10 protein-coding genes and 1 pseudogene are annotated in these 16,727 nt (G+C 67.9%); 7 read left to right on the forward strand and 4 right to left on the reverse strand.

Going from position 1 to position 16,727, the window contains the following annotated elements; genetic code table 11:
- Positions 1–336: 336 nt before the first annotated feature.
- The gene (locus tag OG870_RS00725; protein WP_266593196.1) at positions 337–537 is read right to left on the reverse strand and encodes a hypothetical protein; all 201 of its coding nucleotides are present in this window, start codon (positions 535–537) and stop codon (positions 337–339) included.
- A 94-nt stretch (positions 538–631) separates the two neighbouring features.
- Between OG870_RS00725 and OG870_RS00730 the strand changes: the two genes are divergently transcribed.
- Together OG870_RS00730 and OG870_RS00735 are read left to right on the forward strand one after the other, a co-directional pair.
- Entirely contained in the window at positions 632–772 is a 141-nt protein-coding gene (locus OG870_RS00730) for a hypothetical protein (RefSeq protein WP_266593194.1), read from the forward strand.
- Positions 773–992: 220 nt separating this feature from the next.
- Entirely contained in the window at positions 993–1,694 is a 702-nt protein-coding gene (locus OG870_RS00735) for a TRADD-N-associated membrane domain-containing protein (protein WP_323179507.1), read from the forward strand.
- A 26-nt stretch (positions 1,695–1,720) separates the two neighbouring features.
- Here the strand turns inward: OG870_RS00735 and OG870_RS00740 are convergent.
- Positions 1,721–1,969, reverse strand: a pseudogene (locus OG870_RS00740) (helix-turn-helix transcriptional regulator); the annotation flags it as partial.
- A 340-nt stretch (positions 1,970–2,309) separates the two neighbouring features.
- Here OG870_RS00740 and OG870_RS00745 point away from each other — a divergent pair.
- From OG870_RS00745 to OG870_RS00760, 4 genes are all read left to right on the forward strand, one after another.
- Positions 2,310–3,275, forward strand: a complete 966-nt coding sequence (locus OG870_RS00745) for a hypothetical protein (RefSeq protein WP_266593190.1) — start codon at positions 2,310–2,312, stop codon at positions 3,273–3,275.
- Between the two features lie 533 nt (positions 3,276–3,808).
- Positions 3,809–10,690: a polymorphic toxin-type HINT domain-containing protein gene (locus OG870_RS00750; RefSeq protein ID WP_266593188.1), complete on the forward strand. Its 6,882-nt coding sequence runs from the start codon at positions 3,809–3,811 to the stop codon at positions 10,688–10,690.
- Positions 10,691–10,710: 20 nt separating this feature from the next.
- Positions 10,711–12,342, forward strand: coding sequence for a hypothetical protein (locus OG870_RS00755; protein ID WP_266593186.1), 1,632 nt, complete (start codon positions 10,711–10,713; stop codon positions 12,340–12,342).
- 101 nt (positions 12,343–12,443) lie between these two features.
- Complete coding sequence (locus OG870_RS00760) at positions 12,444–13,475, forward strand: Dyp-type peroxidase (protein WP_266593184.1); 1,032 nt, start codon at positions 12,444–12,446, stop codon at positions 13,473–13,475.
- A gap of 376 nt (positions 13,476–13,851) precedes the next feature.
- Here OG870_RS00760 and OG870_RS00765 read toward each other — a convergent pair whose 3' ends face one another.
- Together OG870_RS00765 and OG870_RS00770 are read right to left on the reverse strand one after the other, a co-directional pair.
- The gene (locus tag OG870_RS00765) at positions 13,852–14,508 is read right to left on the reverse strand and encodes a contact-dependent growth inhibition system immunity protein (RefSeq protein WP_266593182.1); all 657 of its coding nucleotides are present in this window, start codon (positions 14,506–14,508) and stop codon (positions 13,852–13,854) included.
- A gap of 17 nt (positions 14,509–14,525) precedes the next feature.
- A complete protein-coding gene (locus OG870_RS00770) occupies positions 14,526–16,076 on the reverse strand; it encodes an RNase A-like domain-containing protein (protein WP_266593180.1) in 1,551 nt (516 codons plus the stop codon).
- A 30-nt stretch (positions 16,077–16,106) separates the two neighbouring features.
- Here OG870_RS00770 and OG870_RS00775 point away from each other — a divergent pair, with 30 nt between their 5' ends.
- Complete coding sequence (locus OG870_RS00775; protein WP_266593178.1) at positions 16,107–16,691, forward strand: recombinase family protein; 585 nt, start codon at positions 16,107–16,109, stop codon at positions 16,689–16,691.
- Positions 16,692–16,727: the final 36 nt, after the last annotated feature.

Consider the following 16,727-nt stretch of genomic DNA (forward strand, 5'->3'; position numbering starts at 1 on the left):
GGGCCTCGGGCTGCGCCGAGGCAGGTGTCACCAGTCTATTCCGCCCGGTGGACAGCGGCGACTCACCGACGAACGCGGACGGTACAGAGCCCGCGCTGGTGGGCCGCAGGCCACCTCCAGGATTTCCGTTGCACCGTCAGATTGGCGCTCCATGAGTCCGGTCGGCGCGACCCGTGCCACCGCAGGCGGCCCCTGGGGTGCGAGTCTCAACGACCGCGACCGCCGCGAGCCTGACGATCGGTAGGCGGTAGCCTCGACGGTCGCGCGGCGGACGGCCTGCAGCACAGCGATGGCCTGGGTGCGGTTCCAGGTGCGCACGGCGGCGGCCATCTCGGCTCAGTCGACGCCGGAGCCGTCGAGGTCTCCACAGTCGCCTGCGTCCTCGATCGCGGCGAGGAACTCGGCCGAAGCGTGCAGCCAGGTGGAGTCGACGACCGTGCCGCGTTCGAGGAAGCAGATGGCCTGCCACTGGACGTTCCGCAGCCGCGCCCCGTCGACCTGGCGGCGCGGCTCCTCGCCCCCTCCACCCGCAGGCACCTGCGCGTCGCCTCCTGACAGCGGATCCGGTCCGCCGCACACGCCTGATGTCTCTGAGACACCCCGCAGTCTGGAGAAGGATGGCCACCGGACCGTGCTGTGGCGGACCGAGGACGGCGTCCGGCTGCAGCCGCGCCGGGCAGGCTTCGCGGCGAAGCGGATAGGGCTGTTCCTCGAGCACCTGGCGGTCGACGTCCGCGTGCCCAGCGGTCGCCTGTGCGCCCGCCGGCTGTAGCGGTTCGGCTCTGTGCGGCCGCAGTTGGCTGGTCAGATGCTGGGCAGGGAGATGGCTGGCTGCCACACTCAGCCGGTTGAACTGATCATTGCGCGGCCGTGGCGCCGTACGGAGAAGTCCAGGGGGTTCTTTGTCGAGCGCACGCCCAACCCGCGCTGGCCACTACCGTCGATCAGGCTCCCAGCCGTCTGCCATCCCGTTGGTGATCGTCTTGGCTGTTGTGCTCGTGGGCATCGGCAACAGCGTGGGCGCGGTGCCGCTATGGCTGTGGATCCTGATAGGCGTCGCAGTGACCTCGGTCGCAGGCGTCGCGATCCACCTGCTGGTCAAACAGATCCGCCGGGAGGATCTCCAGGTCCAGGCGGCTGAAGAGGCGGCCGAACGGCAGAAGGAGATTGACGCGCAGAAGCTCGCGGACCTCAAGACCGTCACGCCTCTGGCCACGCTCCTGGAACTCAACCAGTCCCAGATCGACGAATACCACCGCATCGCCACCGACCAGGCCGACCGGTCCTTCCGGTCCTCGCAACGGGCGATGGCGTTGGGCCTGTTGGTGATCGTGGGCTGTTTTGCCGCCGGCCTGTACTTCGCCAACGGGCAGACCAAGGTCTTCGTCGCCGCCATCGCGGGCGTCGCTGCGGCGCTCTCCGCCTTCCTCAACCGCACCTACCTGCAGATGTACGGGCAGACCCTGAGCCAGCTCAACCGCTACTTCGAGCAGCCGGTCCTGACTGGCTACTACCTGACCGCGGAGCGCCTGGCCCAAGACCTGGGCGAGGATCCCGAGAGCGAGATGCGCCGCCGCATCATCGACCAGGTGCTGGAAGCCAGTGCACGGATGAACAACGGCGCGACCGGCGAGGAGCGGCCGTCACCGTCCAAGCCGAAGTCGAAGAAGAAGCGCACCACGGCGGCCGGGTAGGCCGCCGTCGGCGTCGCGCGCGGCCCGCCGCCGCGCGCGTGGTCGTCGCACAGGGCGCCCAGAAAGCGCTCGATGGGCACATCGAAGGTGTGGGCGAGGGTGTGCCAGGTGGTGACACTGCCGGTGGTGCGGCCGTGTTCGAGGTCGATGAGGGTGCGCCGGGCAAGGCCGCTGCGGTCGGCGAGTTCGTCGAAGGTCCAGCCGCGTTCGGCCCGCAGGCGCGCGAGCACGACGCGCAGCGCAGTGAGGTCGGGGTCGGGCGGCAAGATCGTCACCCAACTATCCGACGGTGCAGACCCCTGCCCTGTCAGTGCGGGTTTCTGCACTTTCGTCGGGGGCGGAGGACTGGCGAAATCCGCGGTGCGGGAATCTGCACTACGGTGCGTTCGTCTCGGGGGCCTGTCACGGTGAACCCCCGCCACGGCGCCGACAGACGGGAGGACGGTCAGCCCATGAGGCTCGGTGGCGCACATGCCGCAGTGCGGCGCATCTGGACAGTGGAACTGCGCCCGCAGGCGGGCGGCCCCACACTGGTCTGCCCCTCGTGCACTGCCCGCACTTTCCCGCTGCAGGCATCCTCCGCACGGTCGGCCGCCCTGGCCCATCTGGCCTGCCATGTCCGCGCGGACGCGCTGTCGGCGCACCCTGCGCAGCTGCCAGTGCCGGCTGCGGGGCTGCGTCTGGCATCCGCGTCATCGCGGCTGCGCCGGGCGTGTACTGCTGGCCCTGACCCGCGACCTCAGCGGCCGCACCTGGCGGCTGGCCGACGCGTGCGCGGCCTGCGCGGCGGCGACCAGCCACACCGCCGTGGTGCCGGACACGCTGATCAGCTCCGTCCGGCCCCGGTCCTCCGCCTGCCCGTCACCTCCTGCCCACGGCGGGCCCCTCCCAGAGGCCGACGAGCGGGTACGCGTGCGGGAGATGCTCACCTACCTCGGCGTCGCGCTGCCCCGGTTCACCTCGCCTGCCGCCCGGCTGCTGGGCCTGCAGTGTGCCCTGCGCTCCGATGCCCGCGGTCATGTCCGGCTGCCGGCGGGGCTGTTGCGCGGCATGCACCTGCGCGGGCACCGGGAGCTGTGGCAGGAACTGGCCCACGTCGGCTGGCTGGAGGCGCCGGACGCCAGGGCTGTCCCCGTGCAGCTACGGCTGCTCGACGCCACGGTCCTGGACCAGGCTCCCGGTCGCCGCGCCCGCCGTCGCGCCGCCCACTGGGCTCTGCGCCCTGTGCCGTTGGCCCTTCCGGCCGCACCGCCCGCCGTGCGGCTGGCTGCCCTGGTATTGGCCGCACACAGCTCCGTCCATGCCGAACACAGCACCGACCTCGACGTCCTCGCCCGCCTGTGCGGGCACTCTGCGCAGCAGACCGGAGAGCTTCTCGACCGGCTGGTGACCACAGGCACCCTGGAGGCCTGGTATCACAACCGGGAGACCGACGAGGTCGTCTGGCACCTGCCCCACCCCCTGGGCCCGCCTCCGGAGGCCTCGCCTCGGCAATCTCCGAGAGCTCGGCATGCACAACTCAGACATGCGCAACAGACCTCCCCGCTCTGTGCCATGACAGGTTCTCGGGCAGCTGGATGACGGCTTCTAGGGCAGTTGGCGACCGCTCATACGCTGCGCCGCCTGGCGCCCCTCGCGGAGAGTGAAGCGGAGTCCGGGCCCGGTCAGCATCCTGGCTGACGGGCGCCACGACTACTGGTGGCCAAGTCGATGAGCGTGCGCCGCCTGGTTCGACCGCGCGGCAGTTGGTGCCGGCCACCCGCACAGTCCCGCTCCTGCGTCGCACCGAATTCGAGCCATCAACTTGCCGCTACGCCACCCGAGCACCTGCCGGCGCCACTGCCCGCCCCGGCAGGCCTGTCGCAGCTCGGCACCTACGCGCCACCCCCTGCAGGGGGCATGCCGGTAGCACCTGGCAACGAGACCGGTCTCGGCCATATCTCGCCCCACCTGTCGCGTACATGACCCTCAGTGTCTACGGTGTGACCGCTCGTGCGTGGCGGGTGGGGTTCACGGGGTCTACGCGCCCTGTGAAGTGCTCTGGGGAGGGCGCAATGCGGTCACGGGGCGGATTACTTCGTGCAGTCAGACATGGCCGACGACGACTGGTGGCAGTGGGCGCGCTGGTTCTCGCGCTGGCCGCCGGAACGGTGTCGGCCGACGCCATGCCACCACACCCCGATCCTTCCCGGGCCACCGCGTCCCCGCAGGCAGCACCGTCCCGCCTGCCCCAGCAGAAAGCCGAACCTGCCGCGGATACGGACTCCGCCGCCGCTGAGCCCACCACCGACAACGCTGTCTACGCCTACGACGCCGTGGGCCGCCTGGTCGGCGTGAGCGACCCCGGCGGTGAAACCGCCCGCTACCGCTACGACAAGGCCGGCAACCGGCTGGGCATCGACCGATATGCCTCCAGCACGCTGTCGGTGCTGTCGGTGGTACCCGTCAGGGCCAAGGCGGGTGCGAAGGTCACCCTGGCCGGTACCGGCTTCTCCCCTACCGCGGCGAGCAATGCCGTGACCTTCGGTGGCAAGGCCGCCACCGTCACGTCGGCCTCCGCCACCCGCCTCGTGGTGATCGTGCCTTCGGCCGCGGTCAGCGGGAAGGTGGCCGTGACCGTGTCCGGGAAGAGCGTCGAGGCCACCGAGTCGTTCACGGTGGCCCCCTCCGGCCCCACCATCTCGAAGATCGAACCGGCCTCCGGTGTGAGCGGCGCCCAAGTCGTCCTCACCGGCACGGGGTTCGCGGCGGCCGCGACCGACAACGTCGTGCGCTTCAACGGCATCGTCGCTGAGGTCAAGGAGCGCACCAGCACGTCCCTGACGGTCGAGGTCCCGCCCAACGCCCGCACCGGACGTGTGGAGTTGGCCACCCCGGACGGGTCGGCAACGGCCCCCAGCGACTTCAGCGTCACTGCGGACGCCAGCGAGTCGCTCTTCGACACGACCATGCGCGCCTCGGTGACTGACACTGACCCATCCCAGGTCTCGGTGGTCGCCGCCGGCCACAAGGCGCGGATCCTGTTCGATGCGGACCGCGGCGATGCCATCGGGTTCGGGCTGCAGGGCGCCACGTTCTCCGCCCTCGCTGACATCAGCCTCGTCTCCCCGCAGGGCACCACCCTGGGGGCGAGCAACTTCTCCAGCACGTCGGCCGATTGGGAGGCGTTCAACCTTCCGGAGACGGGGACCTACCAGTTTGTCATCGACCCGCGCAGCAGCACCGACACCGGCTCTGTGGCCGTGTTCCTGTCCAAGCCGGTGGGCGAGGCGGTGGCCTTCGACGGGCCGACGGTGACGACCGGTCTGTCCCGGATGGGGCAGGACGGTGCCTGGGCGTTCACCGCGGCCAAGGGCGAGTCGTTGAGCGTCGGGGTCGACGCCACGGCGATGAGCAGCTACACCCGCTGCTACGTGTATCTGCCGGACGGCACGCAGGGTGACTACCTGCCCGTCCCGAACGGCGACAGCAACTCGCTGGACATCGACTCACTCACGCAGGCGGGCCAGTACACGCTGCGCTGCGATCCCGACTCCGGCGGCACCGGCACCGTGAAGGTGGCCATCTCGCACTACGTGCAGGGCGGCACGCTCGATCCGACGGCCCCGTCGACGACCCTGGATCTCGCCCGGCCCGGGCAGGAGGGCGTCGCGTCCTTCACCGCGCAGGCCGGGGACCATGTCAGCCTGGGCGCCACGGGCACGACCATCCCGTCCTACGCGGTCATCGAGATCCACGGGCCGGGTGGCAGTTACCTCACCAGCCTCACCTCGGCGCCGGGCCGTGACGCAGACTGGGACAGCGATGCGCTGGCTGCGGCCGGCACCTACACCGTGCGGATCACGGGCCGGAAGCTGGACACCGGCAAGGTGACGCTGACGTTGTCGAAGCCGTCCGAAGCCGGCGTGATGACGGTGGGTGGCGCCGCGGTCAAGGCGAGGGCCACCCGGCCCGGGCAGGACATCCGTGCCACCTTCAGCGCGCAGGCGGGAGATGACCTGTCGCTGGAGCTGGCGGCGAACACATTCACCAAGAGCGTGTCGGTGACGGTGGTGGCCCCGTCGGGCACCAAAGTGGTCAGCGGGCGGCTGGTGTACGCCGGCGCGTCCGGCACCATCGCGCTGACAGACGTCGCCGAATCCGGCACCTACCGGGTGGAGATCAGCCCCAGCAGCCTGGCCACCGGCACCGTTGACCTGACGCTCAAGGCAGCGACCGCGGCCGCCACCGCCAAAGCCGTCACCGCCGAGGTGCCACACCCTTCGCTGCGGACGGCGTGCCTGGTGGAGGAGCTGGCCCGGGGCTTTATAGTGCCGCGGCCCGACTGGCTTCAGGTCCGCGCCGACCGCTGCGAGGCCCTCAAGCGGCAGGCCGCGGCCAAGGAGGCGAAGGCGAAGAAGGCCGCGGGCATCGTGCCGAAGGGAGCGGATGCCTGGCATCCGGGTGCGGCCAACCTCAAGGGCCGCGACTGGCTCACCCACCGCAAGCCCGCACCGAAGGCCCCGGCCCGGCTGCGGGCCCCGCCCGGCAGCACGGCGATGACCGGCCACGTGCTGAAGCTGGACGGCAAGCCCCTGGCCCAGGTCACCGTCCGCGTGGGCAAGAAGAGCACGCGCACCGACACCCAGGGCCGCTTCGTCCTGGCCGGCATCAGCGCGGCAGCCAAGACCCTGACCGTGGACGGCGCGAGCGCGAATACCGCCCAGCGCACCTACGGCCGCTACGACATCCGCATCCACCCGGTGGCGGGCCACAGCCCGGATCTGGGCTTCCCCGTGTGGATGAGCCCGCTGGACACCAAGCACACCGTCACCTTCGACGCCCCGGCCAAGTCGGACGTCACGCTGACCACGCCCGACATCCCCGGCCTCGAGGTCCGCCTGCCCAAAGGCTCGGTGGTGCGCGACGAGCACGGCAAGACGGTCACCGAGCTGGGCATCACCGCGATCCCGGTGGACCGCTCGCCGTTCCCACTGCCGAAGAACAGCGTCGTGCCGATCTTCTTCACGGTGCAGCCGGGCGGCAGCTACGTCTTCCCCGACGGCGCGCAGATCATCTACCCCAACTACACCGACGAAGCCCCCGGCGCCCGGGTCGACTTCCTCGCCTACGACCCGGCGGGCAAGGGCTGGCACACCTACGGGCACGGCACCGTCAGCCGCGACGGCAAGCAGGTCGTCCCCGACAAGAAAACGATGGTCTGGGCGTTCACCGGCGCCATGATCAGCGTCTCCGATGCGATCCCCTTCGACATCTCCGCCATCGGCGACGTCTTCGACTGGCTGTCGGGCGACCCGGTCAACCTGCAGACCGGCCTGCTCACCGACTCCCGCACCGACCTGGGCGTGGCGGACCCGCTGGGCTCGGCCGAGGTGACCCGCAGCTACTGGCAGGGCGATTCCCGCTCCCGGGCCTTCGGCATCGGCCGCGACCTGTCGTACAACATGTACCTGCATTCCAAACACCTCTACACCGAGGTGGACTTGTATCTGCCGGGCGGGAAGAAGGTCCACTTCGTCCGTACCTCGGCCGGCACCTCCTACGGCGACGCCGTCTTCGAACCCGAAGGCACCCCCACCGCTCTCGACGGTTCCAAGATCCAGCAGGAGTCGGGGGGATGGCACCTGCGCCTGCGGGACGGCAGCGACTACCTCTTCCCCTGGTACGGGCCCCTGCAGGAGATCCGCGACCGCCACGGCAACACGATCCGCCTGACCCGCTCCAACGGCACCAAGGGCGACATCACCACCATCACGAGCCCGGGCGGACGCTGGATCTCCCTCGCCTACGACAGTCAGCACCGCGTCACCGGCGCACGGGACAACACCGGCCGCACCACGTCCTACATCTATGACGACGCGGGACGGCTGAAGACGGTCACCGACCCGGCGGGCAAGACGAGTTCGTACACCTACGACGGCACCTCCAACCGCATCAAGACGGCCACCGACGCCCGCGGCATCGTCTACATGACCAACGACTACGACACCGACAACCGGGTCAAGCACCAGACGCTGACCGAGGGGCAGGAGTACTCCTTCGCCTACAGCACCACCAGCACCAACCAGGTCACCGCAACGCAGGTGACCGAGCCGGGCGGCGCGGTGCGCCGGGTGGAGTTTGACGCTGCCGGCTTCGGTGCCGCGGAGACCGATGCCTACGGGACCTCGCTGGCCCGCAAGACGGTCTACGAGCGGGGCACCAACCACCGCGTCAGTGCCATCGTCGACCCCTATGGGCGGCGCACCGAACTGTCCTACGACACTCACGGGCACGCCACCTCCGCGCTCGAGCTGGCCGGCACGGCCGATGCCCTCTCGACCGGGACGACGACGTTCGACGGGCCCTACGACCAGCCCAGCGCGTCCTCCGACCCGCTGGGCCACAGCACGGTCTTCACCTACGGCGCAGGCGGTGACCTGCAGACCTCGACCGACCCGGAAGGCCGCAAGACGACCTTCAGCTTCGAGGCGGACGGCCAGATCAAAACGGTCACCGACAACGCCAACGCCGTCACCGAATACACCTACACCCACGGCAACCTGGCCTCTGTGAAGGACTCCGAGGGCCGTACCAGCCGTCAGTTCACGGACGCGGCCGGCCGGGTCACCGCCCTCATGGACGAAGCGGGCTCGCTGACCACCGTCTCCTACGACAAGCTCAGCCAGTCCCGGGAGATCACCGACCCGCTGGGCAACACCACCGCCCTCGACTACGACCCCAACGGCAACCTCACCACCCTGACCGACGCCCGCAACAACACCACCACCTGGGCCTACGACGACGCCGACCGGCCCAAGACGGCCACCGATCCGCTCGGCGCGCAAGCCCTGTTCGCCTACGACGCGGCCGGTCACCTGAAGCAGGCCACCAACAGATCAGGCCAGGCAGCCACAGCCGAATACGACCTGCTCGGCCGACTGAAGACCACCCAGTACGGGGTCAACGCCGTCGGACAGGCCGAATCCACCGCCACGTACGACTACTACGACAACGACCTGCTGAAGCAGATCACCGACAGCCAGGCCGGCACCCAGTCGTTCGGCTACGACGTCCATGACCGGCTGTCCTCCGTCACCGGCCCCACCGGCAACGTCACCTATGAATACGACGATGCCAGCCGGCGCGCCACGATGACTGCCGCGGGAACCAGCACCACCTATGGCTGGGACAAGTCGAGCATCCTCACCTCCGTCACTTCCGGCAGCCAGAAAGTCACCTTCGGCCTGGACGCCGTGGGCCGCGAGAAGACCGCCTCCCTACCCGGCGGCATCACCCGCACCACCGGCTACGACACCACCGGCGTCATCAAGTCCATCGCGTACGCGCAAGGCAGCAAGACGATCGGGGACTTGACCTACACCCGGGACGGACGGGCCCTGCAGACCGGCCTGACCGGCTCGCTGGCGAAGGTGGCCCTGCCCGCCGCCGAGACCGGCACCCAGTTCGGCAAGGACAACCGCATCACCAGCTACGACGGCCGCACCTTCACCTACGACGACGACGGCCAACTCAAGAACGACGGTCTACGCACCTACACGTGGAACGCCCGCGGTGACCTGACCGGCCTGGCCAAGCAGGGCACCGCCTCGACGTTCGGCTACGACCCGCTCGGTGGGCGGGTCTCCAAGACCATCGGCGGCAGCACCAGCCGATTCCTCACCGACGGCTCCAACCCACTGGTGGAGCAGGACAGTTCGAAGGCGACCACGGCCACCGTGGCCACCTCAGGCCTGGACGAATACCTCACCCGCAGCGAGGGCGGCACGACGCAGGTCTACCTGACCGACGCTCTGGGCAGCGTGGTCGGCCTGGCCAACACCGACGGCACCGTCGCCACCACCTACGCCTACGACCCGAACGGCACGCCCACCGCATCCGGCACCGCCTCGACCAACCCCTACACCTTCACCGGCCGCGAGAACGACGGCACCGGCCTGCTGTACTACCGCGACCGCTACTACGACCCACAGACCAGCCAGTTCATCTCCCAAGACCCCAGCGGCCAGGCCGGCAGCACCAACCTCTACCAATACGCCCTGTCCTCCCCCACCACCTACACCGACCCCTCCGGCAACAACCCCATGATCGCCGCCTGCGTCGTCGGCGGCCTCATGGACGGCGGCCTCGACTGGCTCACCCAGCGTCTGTCGGGCCGCAAGGTCAACTGGGGCCAGGTCGGCCAATCCGCCGCCATCGGCTGCCTGTCCGGCATGCTCGGCGAAGGCCTCGGCGCTCTGGCCGAAGGAAAAGCCGCCAGCCGCGCCGCTTCCTGCGCCCGCCCCAACAGTTTCACCGGCGACACTCCCGTGCTGATGTCCGACGGCACCCGCAAACCCATCAAGGACGTCGCCGTCGGCGACACCGTCATCGCCACCGACCCCGAAACCGGCGACACCGGACCCCGCAAAGTCACCGCCCTGATCAAGGGAGACGGGGACAAACAACTCGTCGACATCACCCTCGACACCGACGGGCTCGCTGGAACCAGGACCGACACCATCACCGCCACCGACGGCCACCCCTTCTGGGTCCCCCAACTCCACCAATGGGTCGACGCCGGCGCCCTGAAAGCCGGACAATGGCTGCAAACCAGCACCGGCACCTGGGTCCAGATCACCGCGATCCGACACCGCACCCAGCCGGCATCGGTCTACAACCTCACCGTCGACGACCTGCACACCTACTACGTCCTCGCTGGCACGACATCTCTTCTCGTTCACAATGCCGGTTGCGGCGTGGGCCCGTCCGCCGTCAACCCGGACTACACCACAGGGGCGATCCGCAACCCGGACGGCACGTGGACCATCCCCGAGGACTCCCCGCTGTACCGGCCGCCGGGCGAGAACCGCGTCGGGCAGGGGCGGTTCGAGGGCCGGATCGAGATCGATGAGAAAGGTCCCAAGACACGTACGGGCGAGGCGACCGAGGCCTTCGCGCGTTTCATTGACAAGCTGCCCGACATACACCTGCCCGGGCACCTCCCAGGCAGTTGATACCGAAATTGGGGGCTTGAATGGATGCGCGTGCGGCGAACAGCAAGCTGAAGCGTCGAGCTGCAGACGGACAGTCACTGCAGGCCCTTTCCCGGCCGGCGCTTGACGTGCTCAGCCGATCGGCTGCCACTGTCAGCGGCGTGCTGTTCGACGACGATGTCCGGCAGATGGCAGTTCGCCTGACGGACAGCACCATGATCCACGGCGGCCTGGTCGCCGGGGAGGAACGTCTGCGCGCGGCCAGGCTCCTGGCCGGGTATCTGCACACGCTGGCCCACGGCGGAGTCCACATGATCACGCCCGATGAACGCCAGGCGCAGGAAGAGGGCGAGCTGGCCAGAACGGTGTACGGGCCGCTGGGTGTGAGCGTCGGCGTCCTGCAAGAAGACATGGCCGAAGAGGAGCGCCGCGCCGCCTACGGCGCCGACGTCACCGTGGGGGCCTATCGCAGGTTCGGCCTGGACCTGCTTCATGACCGGCAGGCCCCGGCAGCGTATGACCGGATCCGCCGGGAGGTGTCCGCGGCCGTGGTCAAGGACCCAGGCCACGTGCTGATCGCACCGATCATCGAACCGCTGATGCTGCTGGAAGACGACGCATCCCCGGTACCCGCACTACGCAAGACAGTCCGGCTGGCAGCCGCCCTGCGGGAGGAACAGGACTACGCCGTCGATACGGATCGTGGCAGCGTGCGGCTGACCTCGGAAGGCCGCAAGCACCTGCACGACACCTTCGGTGTGCTTGATCCAACCAGTACGGAAACCCTCCTGCTGGAAAGACGCGTCACGCAGGCGGTGGCCGCCGCGAACTGCTACGCACGAGGCCGGGATTACGACATCACCGACAACACCGTGGTGCCCCTTCCTTCCGGAGCCTTGCCCACCGGGGTGCGCTTGCGCGGAGGACTGCTCCAGGCGATCGAGGCCAAGGAAGACCTGACGGTCAGCGACACCCAGTGGATCACGGCGACGTGCTCGGTCTTCGAGTACTTTCAGCGCTACTCCCAGATGGGCGGTACGTCACGGGCGGAGCTGATGTTCACCGCCGAGCTCGAGGAGCTGTTCCGGCTGCAGGTGTGGGACCGACGAACTCCCGAAGAACTGCACACCCAGCGGCAGCACGCTCAGCAGATGGCCACCTACCTGACGCTGAACCGTCAGATCACCCTGTGGGGTCGGCTGGGCGCGCAGCAGCGCACCGAGGTCTACGAGATGCGCGACCGCATCTGGGAGCCGCACGAACTCCGCACCCTGCTGCATCACCTGGTCGAGGCCGTGGTGAGGCAGGACATCCACCACGGCTCCGGTGATCCCCGGCAACGACATCCAGGACTCGGCGAGTTGGCCTCAGCACTCGTGCCCGAGGAGCTGGCCAACACCGCAGGCACGCAAGGGATCGAGGACGCCATACTGACGAGGGCACGCACCGTCTGCGACGACCAACTGATGACAGACCCGGACACTTTGCGCCGGGCCGTTCTGTCCGCACTCGATCAGGCAGCCGTCTACCAAGCCCAGGCCGAGATGCACTACCGCGACCTCTACTGGCCCGATGGCCTCACAACGTTCGAAGAAGCGCTGGCCGCAGCCCACCACAGCCTCCGCACGGAGTTCGAGCGGGCCGTCGTCCGACATGCCCTGCGCCGCGGCTGAACGGCATTCCCCCCCCGGTGCAGTCACCCCTGGCGCCCACCACCCCCGTGAAGGGCTTGCTACCGACGATGAGAAGCAGACGCAGAATCCTGCAAACCTCTGTGGCCGCCGCCGTCGGCATCAGCGGACTGGGTGCCATCGGCGCTGCCGCGCTCAAAGCCGGACCCGGCCACGAGACTCCAGCACCTGCGCACCTCCGCGGCACAGCACCGCTGCCGTATGCGCAGGTCATCTCCCTGAATCTGGCAGTCGATAAAACCCGCTGCATCGGCGCACTCCGTGCCGCACACCGATCCGTAGCAGCCGTCGATGGCGGGAAGACAGCTGCCTGGCTGGCGCTCGGTACAGATGCGCTACCTCAAAGCTCCGACGCCCCCCGACAGCTGAAAAGGATGCCTTCTTTCGCCGGCGACGTAATCGATCCCTCTCAGTCGCACGGCGACCTCCTGTTGCACATCACCGGAACCTCGACCCGCGCGGTGAAGGACGCGGCCGAACGAGCACTGCAGGCCCTGCCGCACTGGGACGTGCGCTGGCGCCTGGACGGACATCGCCCTGAAAACCACACCGAGCACGGCAGAGGACTAGCCCGCAATCCGTTCCACTTCACCGAGGGCTACGGCAACCCCGACACCTCGGCAGGGATTGCTGAGCGAGCGGTCGTCAGGGCAGACCAGGGCGAACCGGCCTGGACGGTAGGCGGAAGCTACCAGGTGGTTCGGATCATCCGGCTCGCCACCGATTTCTGGGACCGCGACACCATCCACGAGCAGGAACGCATCATCGGCCGCCGCAGGGACGGCCGATGGCTGGACGGCACCCCCAGCGATGAACGGCCCGCCTTCGCCACCGACCCGCACGGCACGATCACACCACTCGACGCACATGTACGCAAAGCAGCCCCCGACCGCCGCCACCCACCGCCCCTGGTCCGACGCGGCTACAACTACCACCGCAGCACCGACGACCAGGGCCTGATCTTCTCCTGCTTCCAACGCGACCTGGCACAAGGCTTCGAGGCCGTCCAGCACCGGCTGCAGGGCGAAGCCATGGCCAAATACACCCTCACCGTCGGAGGCGGATACTTCTTCGTCCCCCCACCCGGCGACGGCTGGCTCGACGCAGTGGCATGAGGAGGAGCGGCCCTGCGCGTGCTGCCCCCGCCTCCGCCTCGTCGCAGAGCGCCCGCCGCCCCGGCACGCGTCGGGCAGGGCGTGACGCGCTCCGCGACGGGCGGGATCGGAGGGGGATGGGCGGCTGCACGGACTTGCGCAGGGATCATTGGACTCGACACTCACATGATCTTGGAAGCTCGTGCTTGTCCCGCGTCCGGGCCACCGCCGGCGCACATCGGGAAACTCACTCAAACCGCGACTACGCCGAAGCCCTGAGGCATGTACGGAGAACGGCCCTCCGACTCTTGCCGGGTGACGTTGAAGGCGGCGGCGATGACATCGAACGTTGTGCGTCTTCGAACGCGCAGGCTACGGGGGCTGGTGGGACACGCTGCTACGCCGAAGCGACCCTGCGGCAGATCATCTCAAGCCATTGCCGGAGCGACATCCCTTGCGGCGGCAGAAGGTCGAGCCCCAGCGCCTCAGTTGCCGTGTCGAGTTCCTGATCCGAGGACGCCATGGCCAGGAGTTCACCCATCTCCTGCACTGCCTGTGCACGGTCTTCTGGTAGGGCTTCGCTGACGTACTCATCCAGAGCCTCATCGCGTGAATCGTAGATATACGAGAAATCCCGATGAAAGTAGGCTCCGAGCAGCTGACTCAATGCAGGGAATCGCTCGTTCCATTCCCACGAGTTCTGCGGGTTCACGTAAGGGACGCGGGATGGGTCTTGCAGGAGCTGGTAGAGATGGCCTCTGACGATGCGCAGGCAATCCTCCACGCTCGCCCCCATTGGCGGGCGGATGTGCGGCAGGTTTTCCACTTCATCTGCAATCTCTTCGGAGAAGAGCCCGACGGAAAGTAGGTCATCAATTTGACGGAGCGCCGTTGCCGCGCGGTCAGGGTCCCTCGCGGCGATCCTGAGATACGAGGCCAGGCCGGGACCAGGGGCCTCCGCGGTGTCGGAGAAGGTGAAGCCTGTCTGTGCATAGGCTTGCAGCAGGCTGCCGAGTTCGTAGAAACGCTGTCCGGGAGGGGGCGGCTGGCTCATGAGGTGCTCCGAAGGCACTAGGGCTGGGGGAATGAGGTGAGGACGCGGTATCCGGATTTCGCCGACGGGTCGGCTTTCAGGATGACGCGAACCTTGTTCACCCATGTCGTGGGTTGTCCGTGAGTGAAGTCATAGCGAGTGAGGTGGAGCCCTGTGGGCTCGTCAAACTCCGCTTCCAGTCGCAGCGGATGCTTCGCGCCCTTGTTTAGCCATTCAGAGATCTTCCGCTGGTTTGGAGGTTGAGTTAGCGTCTCGTCCGTGAAGCGTTGGGCCTTATCGACGTCAACGTATCGCGAGTCCGACTTCAGGTTCGGGTCTTCGCGCAGGCGTTTACGCATGCCGTCAGTGGTCTTGTCGACATGCTTGTCGATGGTATGAGACTTGCTCTTGCCTCCGAGGCTCTTACCTTCGTCACCGCGGACATCCGCACGGTGCTCGGGCTTGGTCCGCCCCTTGCGCTTACTCCTGGGCCACGCGTTGTAGTCCTCACCGGATCCATTCGATGCACCCTGCCCCATGAGTGCGATACCCGCGACGCCCAGGGCACCGGCCTGAACGGCGGCTTCAGTGGCGGCTGCTCCAGCAAGCACTCCACCTCCTGCCAGAACAAGGCCGCCGGGCGGGAAGAGCATGATCAGGGCAGCAAGCGCGAGGATGGTCAGCGCGATGCCCGCATACAACTCAAGGTCTTCCAGGAACGCCAGGAGCATCGAGACGGGTTGCTCGGTGACGTGACCGTCCAGGGGCTGGCCTTGCCGGTAGTGCGCGTAGAACAGCAATCCGCCGGATATGAGCGCGCCGGTCGCGGGCCATACACGCAACCGGATCAGCGTGAGGGTTTCCGCGATCGGCTGGCGCCGGCTCACCACCCACGCCCGGATGAGCAGGATCAACTGGACGAGCGTCCAGGCCAGGGCAGCAGCACCGAACCACATCAAGATCGCGGGCCCGTGGCCGGTGGTGAACTGCTTCTGCAAGCCCTTGGTGGCGGTGAACGACCCCACCGCGAGGAACGCGAGCGACGGGGCCATCAGAATCAGCGGTATGAGCAGCAGGGGCCAGCGGCGTCGCCACGGGCTCTTGACCCCCGCCGACTTGAGATGTGCACGTATCTGAGCCTTGTCCCACGCCCCTTCACGGTCCGAAGCAGTGATGCGTGTCGCGAGATCCGACACAGCGGCGTACAGCGTCTGCAGGTGCTCGGGCGGTACTCGTCCGGCGGCGTAGCACAGCGATCTGCGCAGCCGGGCGAACCGTGCTGCGATCAGCAGAGTGAGGGGCAGATGCCACATCGCGAAGCCGCCCAGTGCGGCGAGCCCGGTGCGGCCTTCGCGCTCGCTGGCGAGCAGCACTGCCGGCATCGCGTGCCGGCCCCGGCGGATGGCCGCGTAATCGACGGCCATGGCGATCAGCAGGCACGCCAGCGGGAGCCAGCCGATAGCACTGTCGGCGTGTTTGAGCATGGTCCGCTGCCATGCATCGTCGGGGACGGGTCTGCCGCCCACGCCAGGGTAGTTGTGCAGGGCGTGGTGGCCGGTCGCGTACTCGTCAAATTCCTGTGCATCCATTACAATGGATCATGAAAAGGAATCGAACGCATGTACGACAAATTGGAGGGGCAACTCGCCTTCGGGTATCTGCGCATCAGCGATGACCGAGAAGGCAAAGAGCTTGGCGTTCAGCGCCAGGAAGAAGACATCAGGAAACTCGCCGTGCGGCTTGGCGTGACGTTGGTTCGCATCTACCGAGACAACGACATCTCCGCCAGCACCAACAGCAGCGAGCACCGGGCAGACTACGAAGACATGCTGGGTCAACTGGAAGCTGGCCCCGTGCGGATCGTGCTCGCCTACACCAAATCTCGTCTCACTCGTAAGCCGGAAGAGAACGAGCGGCAGGTCAAGCTCGGTCGGTTCCACGGAGTCCAGTACCACTACGTACGCGGACAAGCACTCAACCTCCAGGACTCGCAAGACCGCACGTGGGACCGCATTCAAAACGCCATGGATGCGGGCACAGCCGAAGTCATCCAAGAACTCACCCTCCGTCAGAAGGAACAGAACGCACGCGAGGGCAAGTGGGACGGCGGGTGCCGCACCTTCGGCTACGGCTTGGTCATCGGGTTCGATCCGGTCAAGGGCAAAGACATCATCGACCCGCTTTGCTTGGCGATGAGAAGCTGAATGGAACCGTCGGCCAAACTGCCGGGTACGTTCTAT

Source organism: Streptomyces sp. NBC_00461 (assembly GCF_036013935.1).
In the GTDB taxonomy this organism is placed as follows: domain Bacteria; phylum Actinomycetota; class Actinomycetes; order Streptomycetales; family Streptomycetaceae; genus Streptomyces.

What these genes read in the sequence shown, in the direction of transcription:
- OG870_RS00755 (WP_266593186.1), top strand. Translation starts at nt 10,711, where the DNA reads ATGGATGCGCGTGCGGCGAACAGCAAGCTGAAGCGTCGAGCTGCAGAC.
- OG870_RS00770 (WP_266593180.1), bottom strand. Translation starts at nt 16,076, where the DNA reads ATGGATGCACAGGAATTTGACGAGTACGCGACCGGCCACCACGCCCTG.
- OG870_RS00775 (WP_266593178.1), top strand. Translation starts at nt 16,107, where the DNA reads ATGTACGACAAATTGGAGGGGCAACTCGCCTTCGGGTATCTGCGCATC.
- OG870_RS00765 (WP_266593182.1), bottom strand. Translation starts at nt 14,508, where the DNA reads ATGAGCCAGCCGCCCCCTCCCGGACAGCGTTTCTACGAACTCGGCAGC.
- OG870_RS00745 (WP_266593190.1), top strand. Translation starts at nt 2,310, where the DNA reads ATGTCCGCGCGGACGCGCTGTCGGCGCACCCTGCGCAGCTGCCAGTGC.